Annotated in this window: 14 protein-coding genes; 7 read left to right on the top strand and 7 right to left on the bottom strand. The window is 44.4% G+C overall.

Translation table 11 applies throughout. The features are described from left to right. Positions 1-9 precede the first annotated feature (9 nt). From rtcA to AK822_RS09205, 3 genes are all read right to left on the bottom strand, one after another. On the bottom strand, positions 10-1,113 hold the full coding sequence (gene rtcA / locus AK822_RS09215) for an RNA 3'-terminal phosphate cyclase (RefSeq protein ID WP_060491425.1): 1,104 nt from the start codon (positions 1,111-1,113) through the stop codon (positions 10-12). A gap of 77 nt (positions 1,114-1,190) precedes the next feature. Next, on the bottom strand, positions 1,191-2,822 hold the full coding sequence (locus AK822_RS09210) for an LA2681 family HEPN domain-containing protein (protein ID WP_060491424.1): 1,632 nt from the start codon (positions 2,820-2,822) through the stop codon (positions 1,191-1,193). 39 nt (positions 2,823-2,861) lie between these two features. Beyond that, the gene (locus AK822_RS09205; protein WP_060491423.1) at positions 2,862-4,094 is read right to left on the bottom strand and encodes an RtcB family protein; all 1,233 of its coding nucleotides are present in this window, start codon (positions 4,092-4,094) and stop codon (positions 2,862-2,864) included. A gap of 254 nt (positions 4,095-4,348) precedes the next feature. On the opposite strand from AK822_RS09205, the gene rtcR reads away from it, so the two are divergent. After that, positions 4,349-6,088: an RNA repair transcriptional activator RtcR gene (rtcR, locus tag AK822_RS09200; protein WP_087945618.1), complete on the top strand. Its 1,740-nt coding sequence runs from the start codon at positions 4,349-4,351 to the stop codon at positions 6,086-6,088. Between the two features lie 40 nt (positions 6,089-6,128). Here rtcR and AK822_RS09195 read toward each other — a convergent pair whose 3' ends face one another. Then, positions 6,129-6,956: an IclR family transcriptional regulator gene (locus tag AK822_RS09195; protein WP_060491422.1), complete on the bottom strand. Its 828-nt coding sequence runs from the start codon at positions 6,954-6,956 to the stop codon at positions 6,129-6,131. A 175-nt stretch (positions 6,957-7,131) separates the two neighbouring features. Between AK822_RS09195 and AK822_RS09190 the strand changes: the two genes are divergently transcribed. The 3 genes from AK822_RS09190 to AK822_RS09180 all read left to right on the top strand — a co-directional run bounded on the left by AK822_RS09190 (position 7,132) and on the right by AK822_RS09180 (position 10,871). Next, positions 7,132-8,316, top strand: a complete 1,185-nt coding sequence (locus tag AK822_RS09190) for an acyl-CoA dehydrogenase (protein WP_060491421.1) — start codon at positions 7,132-7,134, stop codon at positions 8,314-8,316. Positions 8,317-8,566: 250 nt separating this feature from the next. Next, positions 8,567-9,766, top strand: coding sequence for a CaiB/BaiF CoA transferase family protein (locus AK822_RS09185; protein ID WP_087945617.1), 1,200 nt, complete (start codon positions 8,567-8,569; stop codon positions 9,764-9,766). 55 nt (positions 9,767-9,821) lie between these two features. Continuing rightward, complete coding sequence (locus tag AK822_RS09180) at positions 9,822-10,871, top strand: histone deacetylase family protein (RefSeq protein WP_060491420.1); 1,050 nt, start codon at positions 9,822-9,824, stop codon at positions 10,869-10,871. 62 nt (positions 10,872-10,933) lie between these two features. Here the strand turns inward: AK822_RS09180 and AK822_RS09175 are convergent, their stop codons facing one another. Beyond that, complete coding sequence (locus AK822_RS09175) at positions 10,934-11,698, bottom strand: IclR family transcriptional regulator (RefSeq protein ID WP_060491419.1); 765 nt, start codon at positions 11,696-11,698, stop codon at positions 10,934-10,936. 262 nt (positions 11,699-11,960) lie between these two features. Here AK822_RS09175 and AK822_RS09170 point away from each other — a divergent pair, with 262 nt between their 5' ends. The 3 genes from AK822_RS09170 to AK822_RS09160 all read left to right on the top strand — a co-directional run bounded on the left by AK822_RS09170 (position 11,961) and on the right by AK822_RS09160 (position 16,642). After that, positions 11,961-13,436 carry an NAD-dependent succinate-semialdehyde dehydrogenase gene (locus AK822_RS09170; protein WP_167541673.1) on the top strand — a complete coding sequence of 492 codons (1,476 nt, stop codon included), beginning with the start codon at positions 11,961-11,963 and terminating at the stop codon, positions 13,434-13,436. 190 nt (positions 13,437-13,626) lie between these two features. After that, positions 13,627-14,889, top strand: coding sequence for a 4-aminobutyrate--2-oxoglutarate transaminase (gene gabT, locus AK822_RS09165; RefSeq protein WP_060491418.1), 1,263 nt, complete (start codon positions 13,627-13,629; stop codon positions 14,887-14,889). 310 nt (positions 14,890-15,199) lie between these two features. Next, a complete protein-coding gene (locus AK822_RS09160; RefSeq protein WP_060491417.1) occupies positions 15,200-16,642 on the top strand; it encodes an APC family permease in 1,443 nt (480 codons plus the stop codon). A 95-nt stretch (positions 16,643-16,737) separates the two neighbouring features. Here AK822_RS09160 and AK822_RS09155 read toward each other — a convergent pair whose 3' ends face one another. Continuing rightward, positions 16,738-18,111 (bottom strand): NAD-dependent succinate-semialdehyde dehydrogenase, encoded by a 1,374-nt coding sequence (locus AK822_RS09155; protein WP_060491416.1) that lies wholly within the window; start codon positions 18,109-18,111, stop codon positions 16,738-16,740. Positions 18,112-18,142: 31 nt separating this feature from the next. Beyond that, positions 18,143-19,309 carry an agmatine deiminase gene (aguA, locus tag AK822_RS09150; RefSeq protein WP_060491415.1) on the bottom strand — a complete coding sequence of 389 codons (1,167 nt, stop codon included), beginning with the start codon at positions 19,307-19,309 and terminating at the stop codon, positions 18,143-18,145. Between the last annotated feature and the right edge of the window lie 38 nt (positions 19,310-19,347).

Here is a 19,347-nt window from a genome sequence, read left to right as displayed (position 1 = left end):
GGCGTGATTTTAACAGATAACTTGTACCAAAGTTTTCTGCTCATCGATTACTTTAAGCTTAATCTCAACGGGCAAAAATTGCTGAATGAGCCATGCTTGGGTTTCAGTGTGCTTACTAACAACACGCGCGGTAAACTCGCCACCGCCTGCTAAAGCCAACGGTAAGAGTAATTGATCGGTTAAGTATTCATCGACCAGTGAGTCGGTGTTAAATACATAACGTTTGACTAAGCCTGATAAACGACAACCTATCTTTTCCGCTGAGCTGCGTTTTTCTCCTAGTAAAGTGAACACCTCGGCGTGATATTCTTCATGATTTTGGGTGTCAGAAACCTCATGAGTGACTTGTGCATAGCAGCTATTGCCTTCACCTATACCTTGCAATTTATGACTATGAGTGGTTATCAGCGTTTCATCAATTCCCGATTCGACCAATGATGCTTTTGCGCTGGCAAGCTCACGTTTGCAAATGTCGTACTCTAGATTGAGCACGCTCGCGACCAGCTCTATACCGATAAGCTTACCGCGTTTAGTCAGGTTAAATTGTGAAGCGCTTGCATGGCGCATAAATGGCGTTATCGTCGCTTTAATCATGCCGCCACCAATAGGCGCAAACCCTGCTTGTACACACTCGATATCCATGTGCATACCCAATTTCGCTAATGCAGGGACGAACGCTTGCTGCAAAAAGTCCGTGGTTGGCGCGAGTGGATTGTGCGTACCACCTTTGATAGTCACGGTAGATGGTGATGCTGAACCAGTATTGGCAAAAAGCAGGGTGGGTAAAAGCGTTTGTAGCACCAAACTGGTGCTGCCTGCTGAGCCAATATCAAAATTATAATCGCCCGATTTCACTGTGCTTGGCGTAAAGGTGAACGCCATACTGCCCAAAACTGCACCTGTCACGGTGGCATTTGATATTTGCTGCGAGGCTTGTACACACATCAAGTGCTGACGCATCAATCCTGATTTGGTTCGCCCAGCGCGAATATTGGTGATCTCGATTGGTGTGCCTGTGAGCATGGATAAAGACAATGCAGTACGGATAATTTGTCCACCGCCTTCGCCTGTACTGCCGTCGATTTTTAGAGTTTTTGGTTTTGTTTTAGTCATGAGTATTTATTATCTTTATTGGCAAATGAGTAGGGCCTCTGCGAGCTTCATTTTGGTACTCTCTTATTCTTCATTTTCTAAGTATATTTTTTTTGTTCAAGAAACTTATTTTGAATTAAAATATCAGGGATATTGTTAAGAGCTTCCTTCTCGGCTTTGATCCTAACTGCAAAGACGAAGGAAAAAATGGCTGAACGTGTCAATTGCAGGACATGCTCGGCGCTCTCAACAAATTCGGACTCTGAAATAAAAACTGGTTCTTCATAATAGGCTAATGAGGTTTCAATATCTTCAGGTTTTTCATTCTCATAAACAAATACAAAACTATGCTCCAAGGCATTTCGCCACTGCTTGTAAAAACTAAGCTCACCTTCTAGCTTGTGATTTAAATCACAAGCTATGCTATATAAACCAATCAAACCTTCATTATCATAAGCTTCGAACTTTTGACGTCTGTCTTCGTTTTCAAGTTCCCAAAAGGTATGAAAATATGAGGGCCTGACTTTACCTTTATTGGTTTTAAGTTGTAAATCAAACAACAAAGCAATGGCATTACCTATCTTATCTAGTATACCAAAGCAAATTCGAAAAGCAGTACGAAGCTTTTCGATGTTTGTTCCTAGCAGCTCGTTGTCATATAGCTCCGCATAGCAAGCATCATCGTCAATATCGTTATCTTTCTTATCAGATTGATGTTCATACAACATTAATCTAGCAAGTCCAAATTCGGATTTAAGCCTATTTAATACCTTCTCCATCGGTAATATAAAATCTCCAGCAACTGCTCTAGTGGGCACTGGGATATTCAAGTTATCACGCGCACTTCCATGACACTTACAATATAAACCATGTTCACTAAGGCTTAAAAAATTATCTAAACACCATCTACGATATTCTGACAAAGATTGATATTCCTGTTCGTCTAAATGTTTGTCATCTTCTATATCTATACCCAAATCCAAACAATAATCTTCGATCTCTTTTTCCGTGTGTTTAGCCTTATTGAAAAAGTTATTTTGCCAGTCATAAGGAAATTCACTCGAAACACTAGCATGATAATAGCCTTGAGCTACCTCTTTATATTGTTGGATCGAGAATACTTCTGTAATCTGATTTAATAGTGCTAAACATTCACTGCGATTTACCCAAGATTCTGGAATGTCTAATCCCATACAATTGACCTTGTCAAACAAACTTAATGCTTCTGAAAATCTATACTGCAGATATAGATTTATTCCCATATTAACCATAACCTGTGGCGACAAAACATCTTTATTTTTTCTACGAATCATAGTTGCTTTGAGAAGTAATGACCCTACTTCTGAAAATCTTTCTATCTTACTGACATCAGTTTTACAGTAGTTATTGGAATCACTTTGAGTCAAATTACCTTTAGCGTTTGCTAAGCAGTAGTAATAACTATCACGAGTTAAACAGTGTTCAAAGCTATTAGACTCCATTATTTCCAATCCGATTTGAGAAGACTCTAGGTTGGAATCCCTATTACCTAAATCAACAAATAGTCCAGCAAGTCTAAAAAATGCGTAGGAAAAACTAGGGTCACTGAGATCATGGACTTTTTCTAGAAGCTCCTTTAAATATAAGCATAACTTATAGCTTTGTTCAAACTGCCCTTTATTAATCATTTCAGATGCATTATCTAACTGCAAGTTTGTATATATAAGCTTAGACTGGATGGAATCTTCCATAATTTTATCCTTGTGATATTAGAAAATAATAGTTCCTACCTATCCTTTAACACAAACCACCTGACGCAGCGTATGTACCACTTCTACCAAATCACTTTGCGCTTGCATCACGTCATCAATATTTTTATAAGCCGCTGGAATCTCATCAATTACATCCGCGTCTTTTCGACATTCTACGCCCTCGGTCTGCGCAATTTGATCGGCAACTGTAAATACTTTTTTGGCCTCAGTACGTGACATGATACGACCTGCACCATGCGAGCAAGAGCAAAACGACTCTTCGTTTCCTTTACCGCGCACGATGAATGATTTGGCACCCATCGACCCCGGAATAATTCCGTACTCGCCAACGCGGGCACGTACTGCGCCTTTGCGGGTCACAAATACTTCTTCACCATAGTGCTCTTCTTTAGCCACATAGTTGTGATGACAGTTCACCGCTTTTACGGCAGCATCAAAGGGCTTAGGTATGATGTAGCGTAGTGCTTTGATGGCTTTTTCCATCATAATTTCGCGGTTTTTAAAGGCAAAACGCTGCGCCCAGCCAACCGCAAACCAATAGTCATCGAAATGTTCTGTACCTTCGGCAAAGTAAGCCAAATCTTTATCTGGCAAGTTGATAAACCACTTGCGCATGTCCTCACGTGCCAGCTCAATAAAGTAGCGACCAATGGCATTACCCACACCGCGTGAGCCTGAGTGCAGCATGATCCAAACTTGGTTGGTTTCATCAAGGCACACCTCGACGAAATGGTTACCCGTACCCAGCGTACCCAAATGGTTAAGGTTATTGGTATTTTTAAGTTTAGGGTGCTTTTGGGTTAGATAATTAAAGTCATCAACCAGCGTTCCCCAACCGTTCATTACGGTGTCGTCAGGGTTTGCCCACGCGCCGACATCACGGCGTGATCCGCGACCACGCGTTTTACTACGACCATGCGGAATGGCTTTTTCAAGCTCGGTACGCAGACCAAGCAAGCTATCAGGCAAATCGTTCGCGGTTAGGGTGGTTTGTACTGCCATCATTCCGCAGCCAATATCGACGCCAACGGCAGCCGGAATAATCGCTTCTTTGGTTGGCAATACCGTACCGATAGTCGCGCCAATACCGACATGCACATCGGGCATCACTGCAAGCCATTTATATACAAACGGCATTTTTGATGCTTTGATCAATTGATCGTGTGCTTTTGGATCGACAGGCACGCCCTTGGTCCAAAGTCTGATAGGCGTTCCACCGTCTTGAATGATGTTATGAGTGGTTGGTTGCATGTTGTATTCCTTAGCGTTGCAAAGTTTGTTTATTATTGAAGATAATTCTTACTTTATATAATGCTAAGGACATGCCAAGTTTTTAAGATATTCAGTATTTAATCATAAGTAATTGATAGTAAATGGTTTAATTTTTGTATTTTTTTCGAATAAAAATATTTATTTAATCATGAGTTAAAAATATATAGAAATATATCTAACTGAATAGAAAATAATATATTATTTACTAATGATACTCAGTGATAAGTAATATTATGAATAGTGATCCAAATAACAGAACCGCCGTCATCGGCTTCCTCGGCACTACCTTAGATAATGGCTTTAATGACAAGCGTTGGCAACGATGGCGACCAACCGTGAGCTTAGGTATACATGATGAGCTATTGGTCGATGAGCTGCATATCTTATACAGTAAACGAGATAAGCGGCTGTTTAAAATAGTAGTTGATGACGTCGCAAAAGTGAGTCCTCAGACTAAAATAATTGGTCATCATGTGGCGTTGAGCAGTCCGTGGGATTTTGCCGATGTTTATGCTGAGCTGTATGATTTTGCTACAGGGTTTGATTTTCAGGATAGTACCGATTACTTGCTGCATCTGACCACGGGTACGCACGTGGCGCAGATTTGCTGGTTCTTGTTGGTAGAGGCGGGCTTTATTCCCGCAGATTTGATTCAGACATCACCTTGCCCAAGACCTGACCAAGCTGATCCGCAAGGTCGCTATCAAGTGATTGACCTAGATGTCTCGCGTTATGATGGTTTACGTGAGCGTTTTGAAGCGGAAAAACAGCAACATTGGCAAACCTTGCAAGCCAATCTAGTCACCCAAAACGCCGCTTATCAAAAGCTTATCTCCGATATCGAAAAAGTCGCTACTCGATCAACTGCTCCCATACTGCTGATGGGCGCAACAGGGGCGGGCAAGTCTCAATTGGCAGGCCAAATCTACGCGCTCAAAAAAGCCAAAGCTAACAGCACGCAAGGCAAAAACACGCTTGAACAATTCGTCGAGGTCAACTGCGCCACGCTGCGTGGTGATACCGCCATGAGTGTGTTATTCGGTCATGTAAAAGGTGCATTTACGGGAGCTGCAACGAGCCGAGACGGGCTGCTAAAATCAGCCGATGGTGGTTTGTTATTCTTAGACGAGATTGGCGAGCTTGGGCTTGATGAGCAAGCGATGCTATTGACCGCACTTGAGGAACAACGCTTTTATCCGCTCGGTAGTGATACGCCGATTAGCGTGTCATTTCAGCTGATGGCAGGCACCAATAAAGACTTGCGCCAAGCAGTCGCAAATGGCGAGTTTCGGGCGGATTTGTTTGCGCGTCTCAATACGTGGACGTTCTTTTTGCCATCACTCAAAGATAGGTTGGAAGATTTACCTGCCAATATCGATTATGAGCTAGCGCGTTTGGGTAACGAGCAACAGCAGCACTATCGATTTACGCCAGAAGCAAGGCAGCGTTATGAAACTTTTGCAATGAGTCAGGATGCGACATGGCAGGGGAATTTTCGTGATTTGACCGCCAGTATAATTCGTTTGACTACACTTGCTGAGAGTAAAGTGATTCGCAATGATGATGTGCAAGCGGAGATTGAGAGGTTAACTTATCTTTGGGAATTACCTGACAGTTCAAACGGCTCTAATAGCTTAAATGGCGGTAATGTCAGGACTAAAAATAGCCCCGATACTACTCTAGATAGTGAAACCATCAAGCAGGGTAGCCATAATATTTTAAGAAAATATCTCGATGAAGAGATTCTGACAACTATTGATCCGTTTGATGCGGTGCAACTGGCGTATGTGATTGAGGTGTGTATACGTCATAAAAACCAAGCAGCGGCTGGGCGATATCTGTATGCCAACTCACGCGATAAGCTAAAAAATCCAAATGATAGCGACAGATTGCGTAAGTATCTGATGAAATTTGGGCTGCGGTTTGATGAGTTAAAAGGAAGCATTTTTCATAAGATAAAACCCATCAACTAAGCCAAGATACTCGTACTATAGCTTTATGGTTTATTCTCTTTTAAACCCCACCACCAATCCGCTCCGCCAACGCCTGCAATTTTGGCACAATCATCGCTGCATAATCGTCGCTTTGCCAGTTCGCACTTGGCACACTGGCATTAAGCGAATACGCATACTGTCCAGTCGCGACATCAAAAACCCCAACCGCTACTGCCAATATATCAGTAGAGAACTCCCCATCAGACACCGTATAACCATATTTATCATAATGCTCTGCCGCGCTGTCTAGGGCAGTTTGGGCATGGTTATAATCTTCTGTAGATAAATGCTCTTTTAAGTTACCTTCAATGACAGCCTGTCTTGCTGGCGAGCTAGCCGCATAAAAAGCGCGTCCAATCGCAGTACGGGCGACGGGCACTGCCGAGCCAACTTGCAAATTGACCGATAGGCGAGCAGGGCTACGACAGCAGGCATGATAGCGCATCTCTCCTTCGACTTCGGTCGCCAGATTCACTGATACTTCATTCTCACTAGCAAACTGTCGCAGTAAAGGCTCAGCCGCTGCGACCATATCATGGCGACTCCATGCGGTAGCACTTAGACGTACAGCACTACTGCCTAGTTGATACTGTCCGTGCTCAGTGACACGTAAAAATCCAAGTGTCATCAAGGTATGGATAAGGCGAGTAATAGTTGCCTTTGGCAGATCGGTCATCTGACATAGCTGCTGATGGGTGAGCCGCTCATGATGTTCAAACGCTGTCAGTATGATTAGTCCCCGTCCCAATGCAGTCACAAACTGTCGATCATTATCGTCTTTACTTTGCTCAAGAATGGTGGTCATTCGATCGAGTAGCGGAGTAGCTGTTGATATGTTTTTTGTCATTTTATGCTCATTTTTTTGGATAAAGGTTTACAGCGACCCAAAACTTTGTTTTAATGAATTTAAATTATGAAACTAAGTTTCGCACAGCGGAATTGGTAAGTCAATAAACTATTAAGCTAATTTATTCATTAATCACTACTCGTCGGTCAGGATGACTGATATCAAGGAGATCCACATGGCAACATCTACGCGTCCAAGTTTCGATTGGGAAGATCCGTTTTTATTACGCGACCAGTTGACTGATGAAGAGCGCATGGTCACGGACAGCGCTCGTCAGTTTTTCCAAAACGAGCTCATGCCTGGCATTGTTGAAGCCAATCGTAACGAGAATTTTGACCGTAATATCATGCGTCAAATGGGTGAAATGGGTCTGCTTGGTGTCACGATTGAAGGTTATGGCTGTGCTGGTTTGTCTAGTGTCGCTTATGGTCTAATCGCCAAAGAAGTTGAAGCCGTTGACTCAGGCTATCGTTCAGCGATGAGTGTACAGTCAAGCTTGGTCATGCATCCCATTTGGGCATACGGCACTGAAGAACAAAGAGAGAGGTATCTGCCTAAGCTTGCCACAGGTGAGTACGTCGGCTGCTTTGGTCTGACTGAGCCAGATTCAGGGTCAGATCCAGCCTCAATGTCGACTCGTGCACGAGCGGTTGATGGCGGTTATGAGCTGACGGGTAATAAGATGTGGATTACCAACAGTCCTATCGCTGATGTATTTGTGGTTTGGGCAAAAGATGATGCTGGTGAAATTCGTGGTTTTGTTTTAGACAAAGGCATGAAAGGGTTATCAGCGCCGAAGATTGAGGGTAAGTTTTCATTACGTGCTTCAGTCACGGGTGAGATTGTGATGGACAAAGTATTCGTTCCTGAAGCCAATGCTTTCCCAGATATCCGTGGTCTAAAAGGTCCATTTGGTTGCTTAAATAAAGCCCGTTACGGTATCGCTTGGGGAGCGATGGGGGCAGCTGAATTCTGCTGGAAAGCAGCACGCCAGTACACGCTAGATCGTAAACAGTTTGGTCGTCCGCTCGCGGCAACGCAGCTAGTACAGTTGAAGCTTGCCAATATGCAGACTGAAATCACGCTAGGTCTACAAGCCGCGTTACGTGTGGGTCGTCTGATGGATGAAGACAATGCGGCGCCTGAGATGATTTCACTGATTAAGCGTAATAACTGCGGTAAGGCGCTCGATATCGCGCGTATTGCTCGTGATATGCATGGCGGTAACGGTATCTCTGATGAGTTCCACATTATCCGTCATGTGATGAACCTAGAAGCGGTTAATACCTATGAAGGTACGCACGATATTCATGCGCTCATCTTAGGTCGTGCGCAGACTGGTATTCAAGCGTTCTTTTAAACTGAATGTAATTTAAATGCAGAGATTTAAAGAGAGTTTTGACTAACGTACGTTATTGTTTGGCTTTTTAATAAGCTGTTATAGATAGTAGCGTGCGTTTCTGATTTTTATACATCGTTTTTATGCATGGTTGTTATTCATCATTTATTTATCAGTCTTTATTATCTAAAAATTTCAATGAAAAGTACCAAAAGATAAATGATGCATAGCAATTTTTTATCAAAAATATGCCACACAATAAGGGATTATTATGACGGATATGGCAAAAGGTGCATTGCATGGTATCAAGGTGCTTGATTTATCGAGAGTGTTGGCAGGTCCTTCTTGTACTCAAGTACTCGCAGATTTGGGCGCTGAAGTCATCAAGGTTGAGCGTCCGCATATCGGTGATGAAACGCGCCATTGGGCACCGCCAACATTCAGCGATGACACCTCTGCTTACTACGCTACCATCAATCGTAATAAAAAATCACTCACGGTCGATATTAATACCCCTGCAGGGCAAACCATTATCAAGCAACTTATCGCGAACAGCGATATCGTTGTTGAGAACTTTAAGGTTGGTGGTCTTAAGAAGTACGGCTTAGATTATGACAGTCTGAAACAAGACAATCCGCGCCTGATTTATGCCTCATTGACGGGCTTTGGTCAGACAGGACCAGATGCCAAGCGCCCCGGTTATGACTATATTATTCAAGGTTTATCAGGCTTGATGAGTATTACGGGTCCGAGCGATGGTGAACCGCATAAGGTTGGCGTGGCAGTGGTTGATTTGTTTGCAGGTTTGCAGCTGACGATTGGTATTCAAGCGGCTTTGATTGCTCGTGAGACTACTGGGTTAGGGCAACAGGTAGACGTTGCACTTTTAGATAGTGCGCTTGCCATGCTGGCTAATGTTGGTATGAATCATTTGGCATCAGGTCAAATCCCGCCCAGACTGGGCAATCAGCATCCTAATATTGTGCCTTATCAAGTATTTGCAGGGCAGGGTGACGCGCACTTTATTTTAGCTTGCGGCAATGACAGTCAGTTTGCCAAACTGTGCGATATACTTGCAGTTAATTGGCATATGGATGAGCACTTTACGACCAATCCTCAACGCGTTGCCAACCGCGAGCTGCTGTGTGATGAGCTGAGTAATAAATTTGCCGAGCAACCTCGTACTTATTGGTTAGAGGTGTTGGATAAAGCGGGTATTCCGTGCGGTGCGATTCATAATATCGCTGAGGCCTTGGTAATGCCACAAGCGCTGGCACGCGAGATGGTGGTTGATTTTGCCACGCAAGGCAGTCCGGTAAGAGCACTTGGTAGTCCAATCAAACTATCTGCATCACCCGTCACTTATCGGTCACCGCCACCGAAGTTGAGCGAGCATACTGACAGCACGCTTACTGCTTTAGGCTATGACAGCGACATGATAGCCAAGCTTAAAGCCGATGGGATTGTTTAGTTAGGCATCAAAAAAAGCGCCATTGGAAAAAATGTTAAACAAAGGAATGTTGAGCATGAAAATATATAGCCATGAAAACCTAAGCTTGCACAGACCACTCCCTTATTTTTCTTATGGAAAGATGCATGAGCCGTTAGAGATACCAGAGCGTATGGTTGAGTTCTTAAAAGCACCAGCAGCGTTAGGGTTAGAGGTGACGACAGCTACCGATATTGGCATTGGGCCTATATTAGCGGTTCACGATTTTGGTTACGTTGAGTTTCTCAAACATGGCTATGATGACTGGATAGCAGTCGAGGAAGACTTGGGCGCGCAGGTACAGACGGGGATTTTTTTGCCGTATGACAATCCCGGTATCGGTATCATGGCAAAAGCAGCAAAGTATCAAGCGGATGATAGCGCGCCTATCAGTGAGCATTCTTGGACATCTATTTATTGGTCGGCGCAGACTGCACTCAATGCAGCTGAAGCATTGCTGAACGATGATTTGTCAGATACCGAGCGTGCCGAAAGTCATATACAGCTTTGCTTCTCACGGCCGCCTGGTCATCATGCTCGCAAAAGCGCCGCTGGCGGATTTTGCTATCTAAATAATGCAGCCATCATCGCTGAACATCTACGCCAGAAATATGCAAAAATCGCCATTATCGATACGGATATGCACCATGGACAGGGTATCCAAGAAATATTCTATGACCGTAAAGACGTGCTTTATACTTCAGTACATGGTGACCCCGTTAACTTCTATCCCGCAGTGACAGGGCATGCGTTTGAAAGGGGCACAGGCGTGGGTGAAGGCTATAACGTTAACTTTCCAATGCCGCACGGCACCGATGAAGCTGGGTTTTTTGAGTATGTTGATAAATCTATCGAAGCGATGACACTATTTGACCCGGATGTCATCGTTCATGTCTTAGGATTCGATGTTTATGAAAATGACCCAGAAGCAAGATGTGCCGTGAGTACGCAAGGGTTTAAAATATTGGCACAAAAGATGAAAGCGCTAAATAAACCACTGATTGTTTTAGTCGAGGGCGGTTATTACTTGCAAAAGCTCAATGACAATTTGCAAGCATTTTTATCAGGGCTTATTTCAGAAGATTAACAGTTACCACCAAAATAACTGAAAGAGTTTGAAGCAAGCAAGAAACTAGCAGTGTTTTAACTTTATTTATTATCGATAAAACCCAAACGCTGCTCAATTTGCTCGGCTAATTCAATCAGCACAGCACTGACCTCAGCACGCTTGGACTCATATTCGCCTTGCAAAAAGCTAACTGCCATACCCGCAACGGCATTGCCTGACGCATTGCGAATATAAGTACCCAAACAATACATCCCTTCGCGAAGTTGCCCATCATCGAGTGAGATGCGACTGTTTTGAATGGCGGTCAACTCGGTGGACAAATCGCTAAAGTTATCAACACCGTGTTGGGTAATAGGCGTAGGGAAGCCAGTAGCGTAGATAGATTTGATACTGTCCATAGAGAATGTTGAGAGCATGGCCTTGCCCGTGGCAGAGAATACCGCTGGTACGCGAACACCAGCGCGAAAGGTAAAGCCAAGCGGGGCAGGCGCTTCATGACAGGCTAAAAACACCACTTCACCTAAATCAAGCTTAGATAAAGTAACTGTATGTTGAAGAAGAATCGGATACTGGACAATAAGGTCTTTAAATAATTGGATGACGCCTTGCTGCTGCTCATACTTACCTGCCCAATACATCAAATAAGAGCCTAAATGAAAGCGGCTATCGCTGTCTTTATAGATGACATGCTTAGCCAAAAGACTTTGCAAAATATTGTGGGTTGAGCTACGTGGTAGATTGAGCTCTTTAGCAATATGAGCTGCGGTTAAAGGCTGTGAGCTATCAGTAATTAAATCTAAAATCTGAAAGGTTTTGTCCAAGGCAGGAACGGCAGTTGAGCTCATAAGGAACCTATAAAAGTCAGTAGAATTGGGAAAATATAAAAATAACACGATAAATCATCATTAAAATGAGAATAGGGGTTGCAAATGGCTGGCTATCATTCTTATAATGATGTCTCATATATAGAATAGATGTTCAGTATATTGAACGCTTAACAAGTTATCAATAATTATTTAAATCATAACCTTCTATTTATTGTCATTCACTTATCGCTATAAATCTGCGAATCCTATTTGCAAACCTCAATTGACAAGGAGCGTCACAATGTCACAACTGTCACAGTCTACGCTACAGCTATCGAACCCAGATCTACTTAAACAGCAGTGTTTCATCAAAGATGGCTGGCATGCCGCTAGTGATGAATCGACTATTGATGTGAGCAATCCTTTCAACGGCGATATCATCGGTACGGTACCAAGCCTAACGACCGACGATGTGAACGACGCGGTTACCGCCTCTCATGAAGCCCAAATCCTTTGGGCAGCCAAAACCCCAAAAGAGCGTGCTGAGCTACTACAAAAGTGGGCAGACCTCATCGATGCCAATAAAGAGGACTTGGCTATCATTATGACCGCTGAGCAAGGCAAACCTCTAAACGAGTCACGCGGTGAAGTGGGCTATGCCAATAGCTTTATCCGCTGGTTTGCCGAAGAAGGCAAGCGTGTTTATGGCGATGTTATCCCTGCCAATCAGTCACAACTGCGCCATGTCGTCCTAAAGCAGCCCGTTGGCGTTTGCGCAGCGATCACGCCTTGGAATTTCCCAGCAGCGATGATTACCCGTAAAGCCGCGCCAGCATTGGCAGCAGGCTGCACGATGATTATTAAACCTGCGACTGAAACGCCATTTTCTGCATTAGCACTGGCTGCATTGGCTGAACAAGCAGGTATTCCAGCAGGCGTTATCCAAGTAGTGACGGGCAAATCATCAACCATCGGCGATATCCTAACGGGCGATGCACGTATTCATAAGCTTTCATTCACAGGCTCTACCGAAGTCGGTCGTACCTTGATGGCTCAATGCGCGACAACCATCAAAAAACTGTCATTAGAGCTGGGCGGCAATGCGCCATTTATCGTCTTTGATGACGCTGATCTGGAAAAAGCGGCTGAAGGCTTAATCGCCTCTAAATATCGTAACGCTGGTCAAACTTGTGTTTGTGCCAACCGTGTCTATGTGCAAGACAGTATTAAAGATGAATTCCTAGATGTGTTTGTGAAAAAAGTCGCTGAGCTAAATGTCGGTAACGGCATGGATGCAGGCGTGGATATTGGTCCTTTGATTAATCAAAAGGCGCTAGAAAAAGTGCAAGCGCTACTTAAAGATGCTTTAGACAAAGGCGCGACACTTATCGCTGGCGGCAGCACCAATGACGCCTCCAAGCTTACTTACAATCCAACGGTCATTACCGATATCAGTGCTGCGATGGATATCGCGCACGAAGAAATCTTTGGCCCTATTGCCACTATCTTTACCTTTAAAGATGAGGCCGACGTTATTCGTCAAGCCAACGATACTATCTACGGCTTGGCTGCCTATTTCTACAGTGGCAATTATGCACGTTCATGGCGTGTCACTGAAGGTCTTGAATACGGCATTATTGGTCATAATACGGGTCTGATTTCTACCGAAGTCGCCCCATTTGGCGGTGTCAAGCAGTCTGGCTTCGGCCGCGAAGGCTCAAAATACGGCATTGAAGAATATGTCGTGACCAAATACTGGTGCTCTGACGTCAGCTAATCGTTTAGCGACATGCGCTCTCTTTTAAGGTTTTAATTGTCACACCGTATCGAACGGGATTCAGCACCATGAATCCCCTCTATAGCTAACAACTAACAACTAACAACTGTTAACTATTAGATAAACCATTCCTCAAAACCGCCATTCAATCATTGGCACTTATGTTAAAAATAAAGAAAAGGACATTCCCATGACGACTACCAATAAATCACTACTTGAGCGCCGTAAAGCTGTTTTACCAACAGGACTTGGCGTTGCCTATCCCATCTTTGCAGAAAAAGCCAAAAACTCAGAAGTTTGGGATGTTGAAGGCAATCGTTATATTGACTTCGTTGGTGGTATCTCAGTACTGAATACTGGTCACAGCCATCCAAAAATCACCCAGCGCGTGCATGAGCAACTTGACAAGTTTACCCATACTGCGGCGCAAATGATCAACTACGAATGCTATGTGGATCTTGCCGAAAAACTTTGTGAAAAAGCCCCTATCAGCGGTGAGAAAAAAGCCTTCTTTTTAACCACTGGTGCAGAAGCGGTCGAAAACTGTATCAAGATTGCTCGTGCGAAAACTGGTCGCCCAGGCATCATCTCTTTCGTTGGTGGTTGGCACGGTCGTACTTTAATGTGCATGAGTTTGACGGGTAAAGTGCTGCCGTACAAAAAGAACTTTGGTCCAATGCCAGGCCCTGTATTCCATGCGCTATTCCCAGCTGAAGAGCTAAATGTCACAGAAGCACAAGCATTGCATAGCCTTGAGATGATTTTCCAAGCGGATATCGATCCTAGCGAAGTAGCGGCGATGATTATCGAGCCAGTACAAGGCGAGGGTGGTTTTCATCAAGTCACCCCATCATTTGCTAAATCTCTACGCGATATCTGCGATGAGCATGGCATTGTCTTGATTTTTGATGAAGTGCAATGTGGTTTTGCCCGTACGGGTACGTTGTTTGCCACCGAGCAGTTGGGTGTTGAGCCTGACTTAATGACCAGTGCCAAGAGCTTGGCGGGTGGTTATCCTATCTCTGCCGTTATCGGTCGCGCTGATATCATGGATGCGCCGCAAGTCGGCGGTTTGGGCGGTACATACTCTGGTAACCCACTGGCTTGTGTGGCTGCACTCGCTGTCATGGAAGTCATCGAAGAAGAAAACCTACTTGAGCGCAGTATTGAGATTGGCGACAAAATCGAAGCTTTCTTAAAGGGCTTAAACTTAAGCAGTATCGGTCATATTCGTCATAAAGGCGCGATGCTCGCGTTTGAGTTAATCGATAGTAATGGCAAGCCTGATGTGGAAGCGACGACTAACCTAAAAGCGAAAGCATTTGAGCAAGGTTTATTATTAGCGTCTTGCGGTATGTATGGCAACGCCATTCGCGTGATGGTGCCATTGACGGTTGAAGATGAAGTGCTCCAAGAAGGTCTAGATATTATCAAAGCTATCCTAACCGCTTAATAAGTATTCAGTATTTATTTATAGTGAAATACATCACTTTTAATCAAGCCTCGATCTTGGTCAGAAGGTTATCTTTAATAGCACAGCAAGATTGCCCATATGGCACTCGCTTTGAGTACATTTTTTACAACGGCGCCTTGCAAGTCAAGACGCCGTTGCTGTTTGTACTATTTGAATATGAAACAAGTAGTGCCGAACAGCCTGGATCAAAAGGTATATATGATAATTATGATGGGTACTATCCCACTAAACAAAAAATAGTGTGACCGTCAAGGGTTAACACGGATGACACACAGACAAGGAGCAGGTTATGTCTGAATTAAAAAAATCGTTAGGGACGCTAGATATTATCGCCTTAGCATTCGGTGCTATGGTTGGTTGGGGCTGGGTAGTCTTGGCTGGTGGTTGGATTTTATCTGCGGGGACGTGGGGCGCAATGCTGGCGTTCTTGATAGGCGGCTTGGCAGTGATACTGATTGGTGTGACTTATGCCGAGCTTGCCGCATCGATGCCGATTACGGGCGGTGAGCATACCTATACGCATAGAGCACTGGGGGTAAATGTCTCCTTTATCTGCTCATGGAGTATTCTGTTTGGGTATTTTTCGGTGGTCGCGTTTGAGGCGGTTGCCTTGCCGACAGTCGTAGAGTATTTCATCCCCAATTACAATCAAGGATATCTCTGGACCATCGCTGGTTGGGATGTTTATGCCACTTGGGTGGGCGTTGGGATGCTGGGCTCAGTCATCGTCACTTGGCTAAATATCCGCGGTATGGAAGTCAGTGCGTGGTTCCAAAAGACGGCCGTATTGGGCATCTTATTTGTTGGTACGTTGCTGTTCATTGGCGCAGTCATGTTCAATCCTGAAGGCTCGAACTCAGTACAAGCACCTGCATTCATCGGTGGTATTGGCGGTATGATGGCCGTTATTGTCATGGTGCCGTTTATGTTTGTCGGCTTTGACGTTATTCCGCAAGCGGCAGAAGAAATTGATCTAACTCGTCCTAATATTGGTAAATTTTTGATTTTATCGATTGTCGTTGCGGTAATGTGGTATGTGGGTATCGCTTGGAGTGTTGGCACGACCTTGCCACTCTTACAAGCCGAAAACTCAACGCTCGCCACTGCGGATGCGATGACCAATGCTTGGCATGGCAAGTGGGCAGGTATTTTATTAGTCATTGGTGGGGTACTGGGTATTTTATCAAGTTGGAATGCCTTCTTGATTGGTGGTAGCCGCCTACTTTATGCCATGTCAAAAGCACGTATGTTGCCCGCCTTTTTAAGCAAGCTGCATCCAAAGTATAAGACGCCGTCGAATGCCATTTTATTGATCGGTGGCTTGGCGACACTAGCACCTTTGTTTGGTCGTAAAATGCTGGTTTGGATTGTCGATGCTGGTGGTTTTGGTATCGTTATTGCTTATACCTGTGTCGCTATCTCATTCTTAGTACTCCGCTACCGCGAGCCTGATATGGTACGCCCATTTAGAATACCAGCAGGTAAGCTGGTTGGTATGATCACGATTGCGCTAAGTTTTGGAATACTCATGCTGTATATGCCAGGTATGCCATCCGCGCTAACCCCTATCGAGTGGTGGATTTTCTTTGGCTGGACAGTCTTAGGTATTGCGTTATATGGTTATGCAAGGGTGAAATATCCAGGTATTAGCGAGTCAATTATGGCAGAAGAGCTACGTGAATTAAAAATCGTCAATCAGTTGTGGTTAAAAGATAATCCACCTAAGCAATAGTTTTTTCGATGGGTTATTTTTAATAAAATTGTCCTACAAAAAAAGCCTAACAGTCAATGTTAGGCTTTTTATTTTTCTAAAAATGACTCTATCGATTACGACTTATCACGAATCAATTTATAATTTAAAAACTCAGTAATACCAAGAGTGCCAAGCTCGCGACCAAATCCTGAGCGTTTAACGCCGCCAAACGGGGTATTGGCTTCGCTACCAGAAGGCGCATTGATAGTGACCATACCGACTTCTAATTTGTCAGCAATCTCAGCGGCTAGCGCAGCATCTTGCGTTTGGATAGAAGCGCCAAGTCCGAAAGGCACATCATTAGCTATCTTGATGGCATGATCGATATCACAAGCTTTGTAGACGACCGCCACAGGACCAAATAGCTCCTCACGATAAACATCCATAGACTCAGTTACATCTGTCAATACCGCAGGCTTAAACCACGCACCCGGCTTGTCTTTGACCATGCCGCCTTCGACCAATACGGTCGCGCCTGCTTGAATGGCGCTATCGAGCTGTTCTTGCAAGTTAACTGCGGCTGCCTTTGAAGACATTGGACCAATGAAAGTATCTTCATTAAGTGGATCAGCGAGTGTCATGTTACTGACGGCATTAGTAAACCCTTCAACGAATTTATCATACACAGATTCGACGACGATAAGGCGTTTGGCAGCATTACACGCTTGTCCTGTATTGCCAAAACGACCAGAAATAGCCCCTTTTATAGCTTGTTCGATATCCGCATCAGCTGCAACGATAAAGGCGTCTGAGCCGCCAAGCTCTAGCACGACTTTTTTCAGCGCGCCGCCTGCTGTTTTAGCAACCGCTTGCCCAGCTCGCTCAGAACCTGTTAGCGAAACGCCTTGTACGCGGTTGTCTTCGATGATAGTCGCTGCTTGCTCATTGGTGGCAAACACATTGTTATAGACACCCTCAGGTAAGCCAGCATCTTTTAGGATATCAGCGATGGCTTCTGCAGTCTTAGGACATTGCGGCGCATGCTTTAGAATAACGGTATTGCCTGCCATAAAGTTTGGCGCGACAAAACGTGCCACTTGATAGTGCGGGTAGTTCCACGGCATGATACCTAATAAAGCGCCCACAGGACGTTTTTCTACCGAAGCTGACCCTGAATCAACATCAATGGTACTAGGTGCTAGTAGCTGCTCAGCGTTGTCTGCATAGTAGCGATAGATATCGGCAACTAGACCAATTTCACCTCTTGCTTGTGCAACGGGCTTGCCCATCTCATTGGCAACGACGCGGGCCAGCTCATCTTGACGTTCAAGATAGATATCGGCAATTTTATGAAGTATGGCACTGCGTTCATCCAATGAAACCTGACGCCAGTCTTGATAAGCGGTATCGGCTTGTGCAATAGCGTTCTGGATGTCCTGCTCAGTTGCCGTAGGGTAGGTGGCTTCTACTTCGCCAGTGGCTGGATTATTAACTTGATAATCGCTCATAGCTATGTCCTTTTTTAAAATATTATTGGGTTCAAAATCCATTTGGGTCTATATTTTTATGCGGGTGCTTTTGGTTAATGCTTTTAATTGATGATTTTGGCTGCTGCTGAGTAATACAGTGAATATTACCACCGCCAAAGACAACCTCCTTTGTGCGTACTCCCACTACCTGATGCTGAGGAAATACTTTTTCAAGCTGCTCGATGGCTAATGAATCATTTTCATCATCATATTGCGGTACGATGATAGCCTCATTACAAATTAAAAAATTGGCATACGAGGCGATACAAACATCGCCAGTATGACGCGCCTTAGCATCGTCAGACTGCTCAATATCATAGTCCTCAGGTAAAGTAACAGGTTGCTTGGTACAGCAAAGCTTATGGACTTTTAGTCGGCGACCTTTGGCATCGGTCATATTAGATAGCTGTTTATAGGCTTTTTGCGTTGCTTCATAAAACGGATGCTCAGAATCATCAGTGTATAAACAAACGACTTCACTAGGGCGTGCAAAGCAGGCAATATCATCAATATGACCAGTGGTTTCGTCAGGATCGATACCGTCATCAATCCACAGTACTTTTTGCGCATTAAGATAGGCTTCTAACTTGTCTTCAATTTGATCTTTGGTTAGGTGCGGGTTACGTCCAGGACTGAGCAAACACATACGTGTGGTCAGAACCGTGCCTTCACCATCGACATGAAATGCACCGCCTTCTATCACAAAGTTATCCGTTCGATAGCGTTTGATATCTAGATGGTCACATAAGCGTTCAGACAGCTTATCATCGTCATCCCATGGCGAGTATAGTCCATCATAGTCGCCGCCCCATGCATTGAATGTCCAATCACAGGCGCGTAGCTCACCTTTATCATTGATTAAAAATGTCGGGACAGTATCACGCGCCCAAGCATCATTGCTGGGCATGGATATGACGTCGATGTCAGCAGGTAGACTATCGCGGCATGATTGATAGTCATCAGGATTGACCAGTACGCCAACCTCACAAAATCTGTTGATTGCCAATGCGACATCAGCATAAGCTTTCTGAGCAGGAGCGGCTTGTTGTCGCCAGTTATCAGCACGGTATGGCCATACCATCCATATTTTTTGTATAGGCTCAAATTCTGCTGGCATGTAAAAGCTGTCTTGTTGTGGTGTTGTGCCAGTGATTAATCGGTTCGGTAATAATGACATATAGAGCACCTTATTTGACGATAGCGCGAGTGAGCTTG

Source organism: Psychrobacter sp. P11F6, assembly GCF_001435295.1.
Lineage (GTDB): Bacteria > Pseudomonadota > Gammaproteobacteria > Pseudomonadales > Moraxellaceae > Psychrobacter.
The sequence above is the reverse complement of the archived record's forward strand: the minus strand, read 5'-3'. Positions and strand labels throughout refer to the sequence as shown.

Bases quoted from the DNA above. Each gene is read 5' to 3' on its own strand.
- AK822_RS09190 (WP_060491421.1), top strand. From the start codon at position 7,132: ATGGCAACATCTACGCGTCCAAGTTTCGATTGGGAAGATCCGTTTTTA.
- aguA (WP_060491415.1), bottom strand. From the start codon at position 19,309: ATGTCATTATTACCGAACCGATTAATCACTGGCACAACACCACAACAA.
- rtcA (WP_060491425.1), bottom strand. From the start codon at position 1,113: ATGACTAAAACAAAACCAAAAACTCTAAAAATCGACGGCAGTACAGGC.
- AK822_RS09195 (WP_060491422.1), bottom strand. From the start codon at position 6,956: ATGACAAAAAACATATCAACAGCTACTCCGCTACTCGATCGAATGACC.
- AK822_RS09185 (WP_087945617.1), top strand. From the start codon at position 8,567: ATGACGGATATGGCAAAAGGTGCATTGCATGGTATCAAGGTGCTTGAT.
- AK822_RS09180 (WP_060491420.1), top strand. From the start codon at position 9,822: ATGAAAATATATAGCCATGAAAACCTAAGCTTGCACAGACCACTCCCT.
- AK822_RS09160 (WP_060491417.1), top strand. From the start codon at position 15,200: ATGTCTGAATTAAAAAAATCGTTAGGGACGCTAGATATTATCGCCTTA.
- rtcR (WP_087945618.1), top strand. From the start codon at position 4,349: ATGAATAGTGATCCAAATAACAGAACCGCCGTCATCGGCTTCCTCGGC.
- AK822_RS09155 (WP_060491416.1), bottom strand. From the start codon at position 18,111: ATGAGCGATTATCAAGTTAATAATCCAGCCACTGGCGAAGTAGAAGCC.
- AK822_RS09170 (WP_167541673.1), top strand. From the start codon at position 11,961: ATGTCACAACTGTCACAGTCTACGCTACAGCTATCGAACCCAGATCTA.
- gabT (WP_060491418.1), top strand. From the start codon at position 13,627: ATGACGACTACCAATAAATCACTACTTGAGCGCCGTAAAGCTGTTTTA.
- AK822_RS09175 (WP_060491419.1), bottom strand. From the start codon at position 11,698: ATGAGCTCAACTGCCGTTCCTGCCTTGGACAAAACCTTTCAGATTTTA.
- AK822_RS09205 (WP_060491423.1), bottom strand. From the start codon at position 4,094: ATGCAACCAACCACTCATAACATCATTCAAGACGGTGGAACGCCTATC.
- AK822_RS09210 (WP_060491424.1), bottom strand. From the start codon at position 2,822: ATGGAAGATTCCATCCAGTCTAAGCTTATATATACAAACTTGCAGTTA.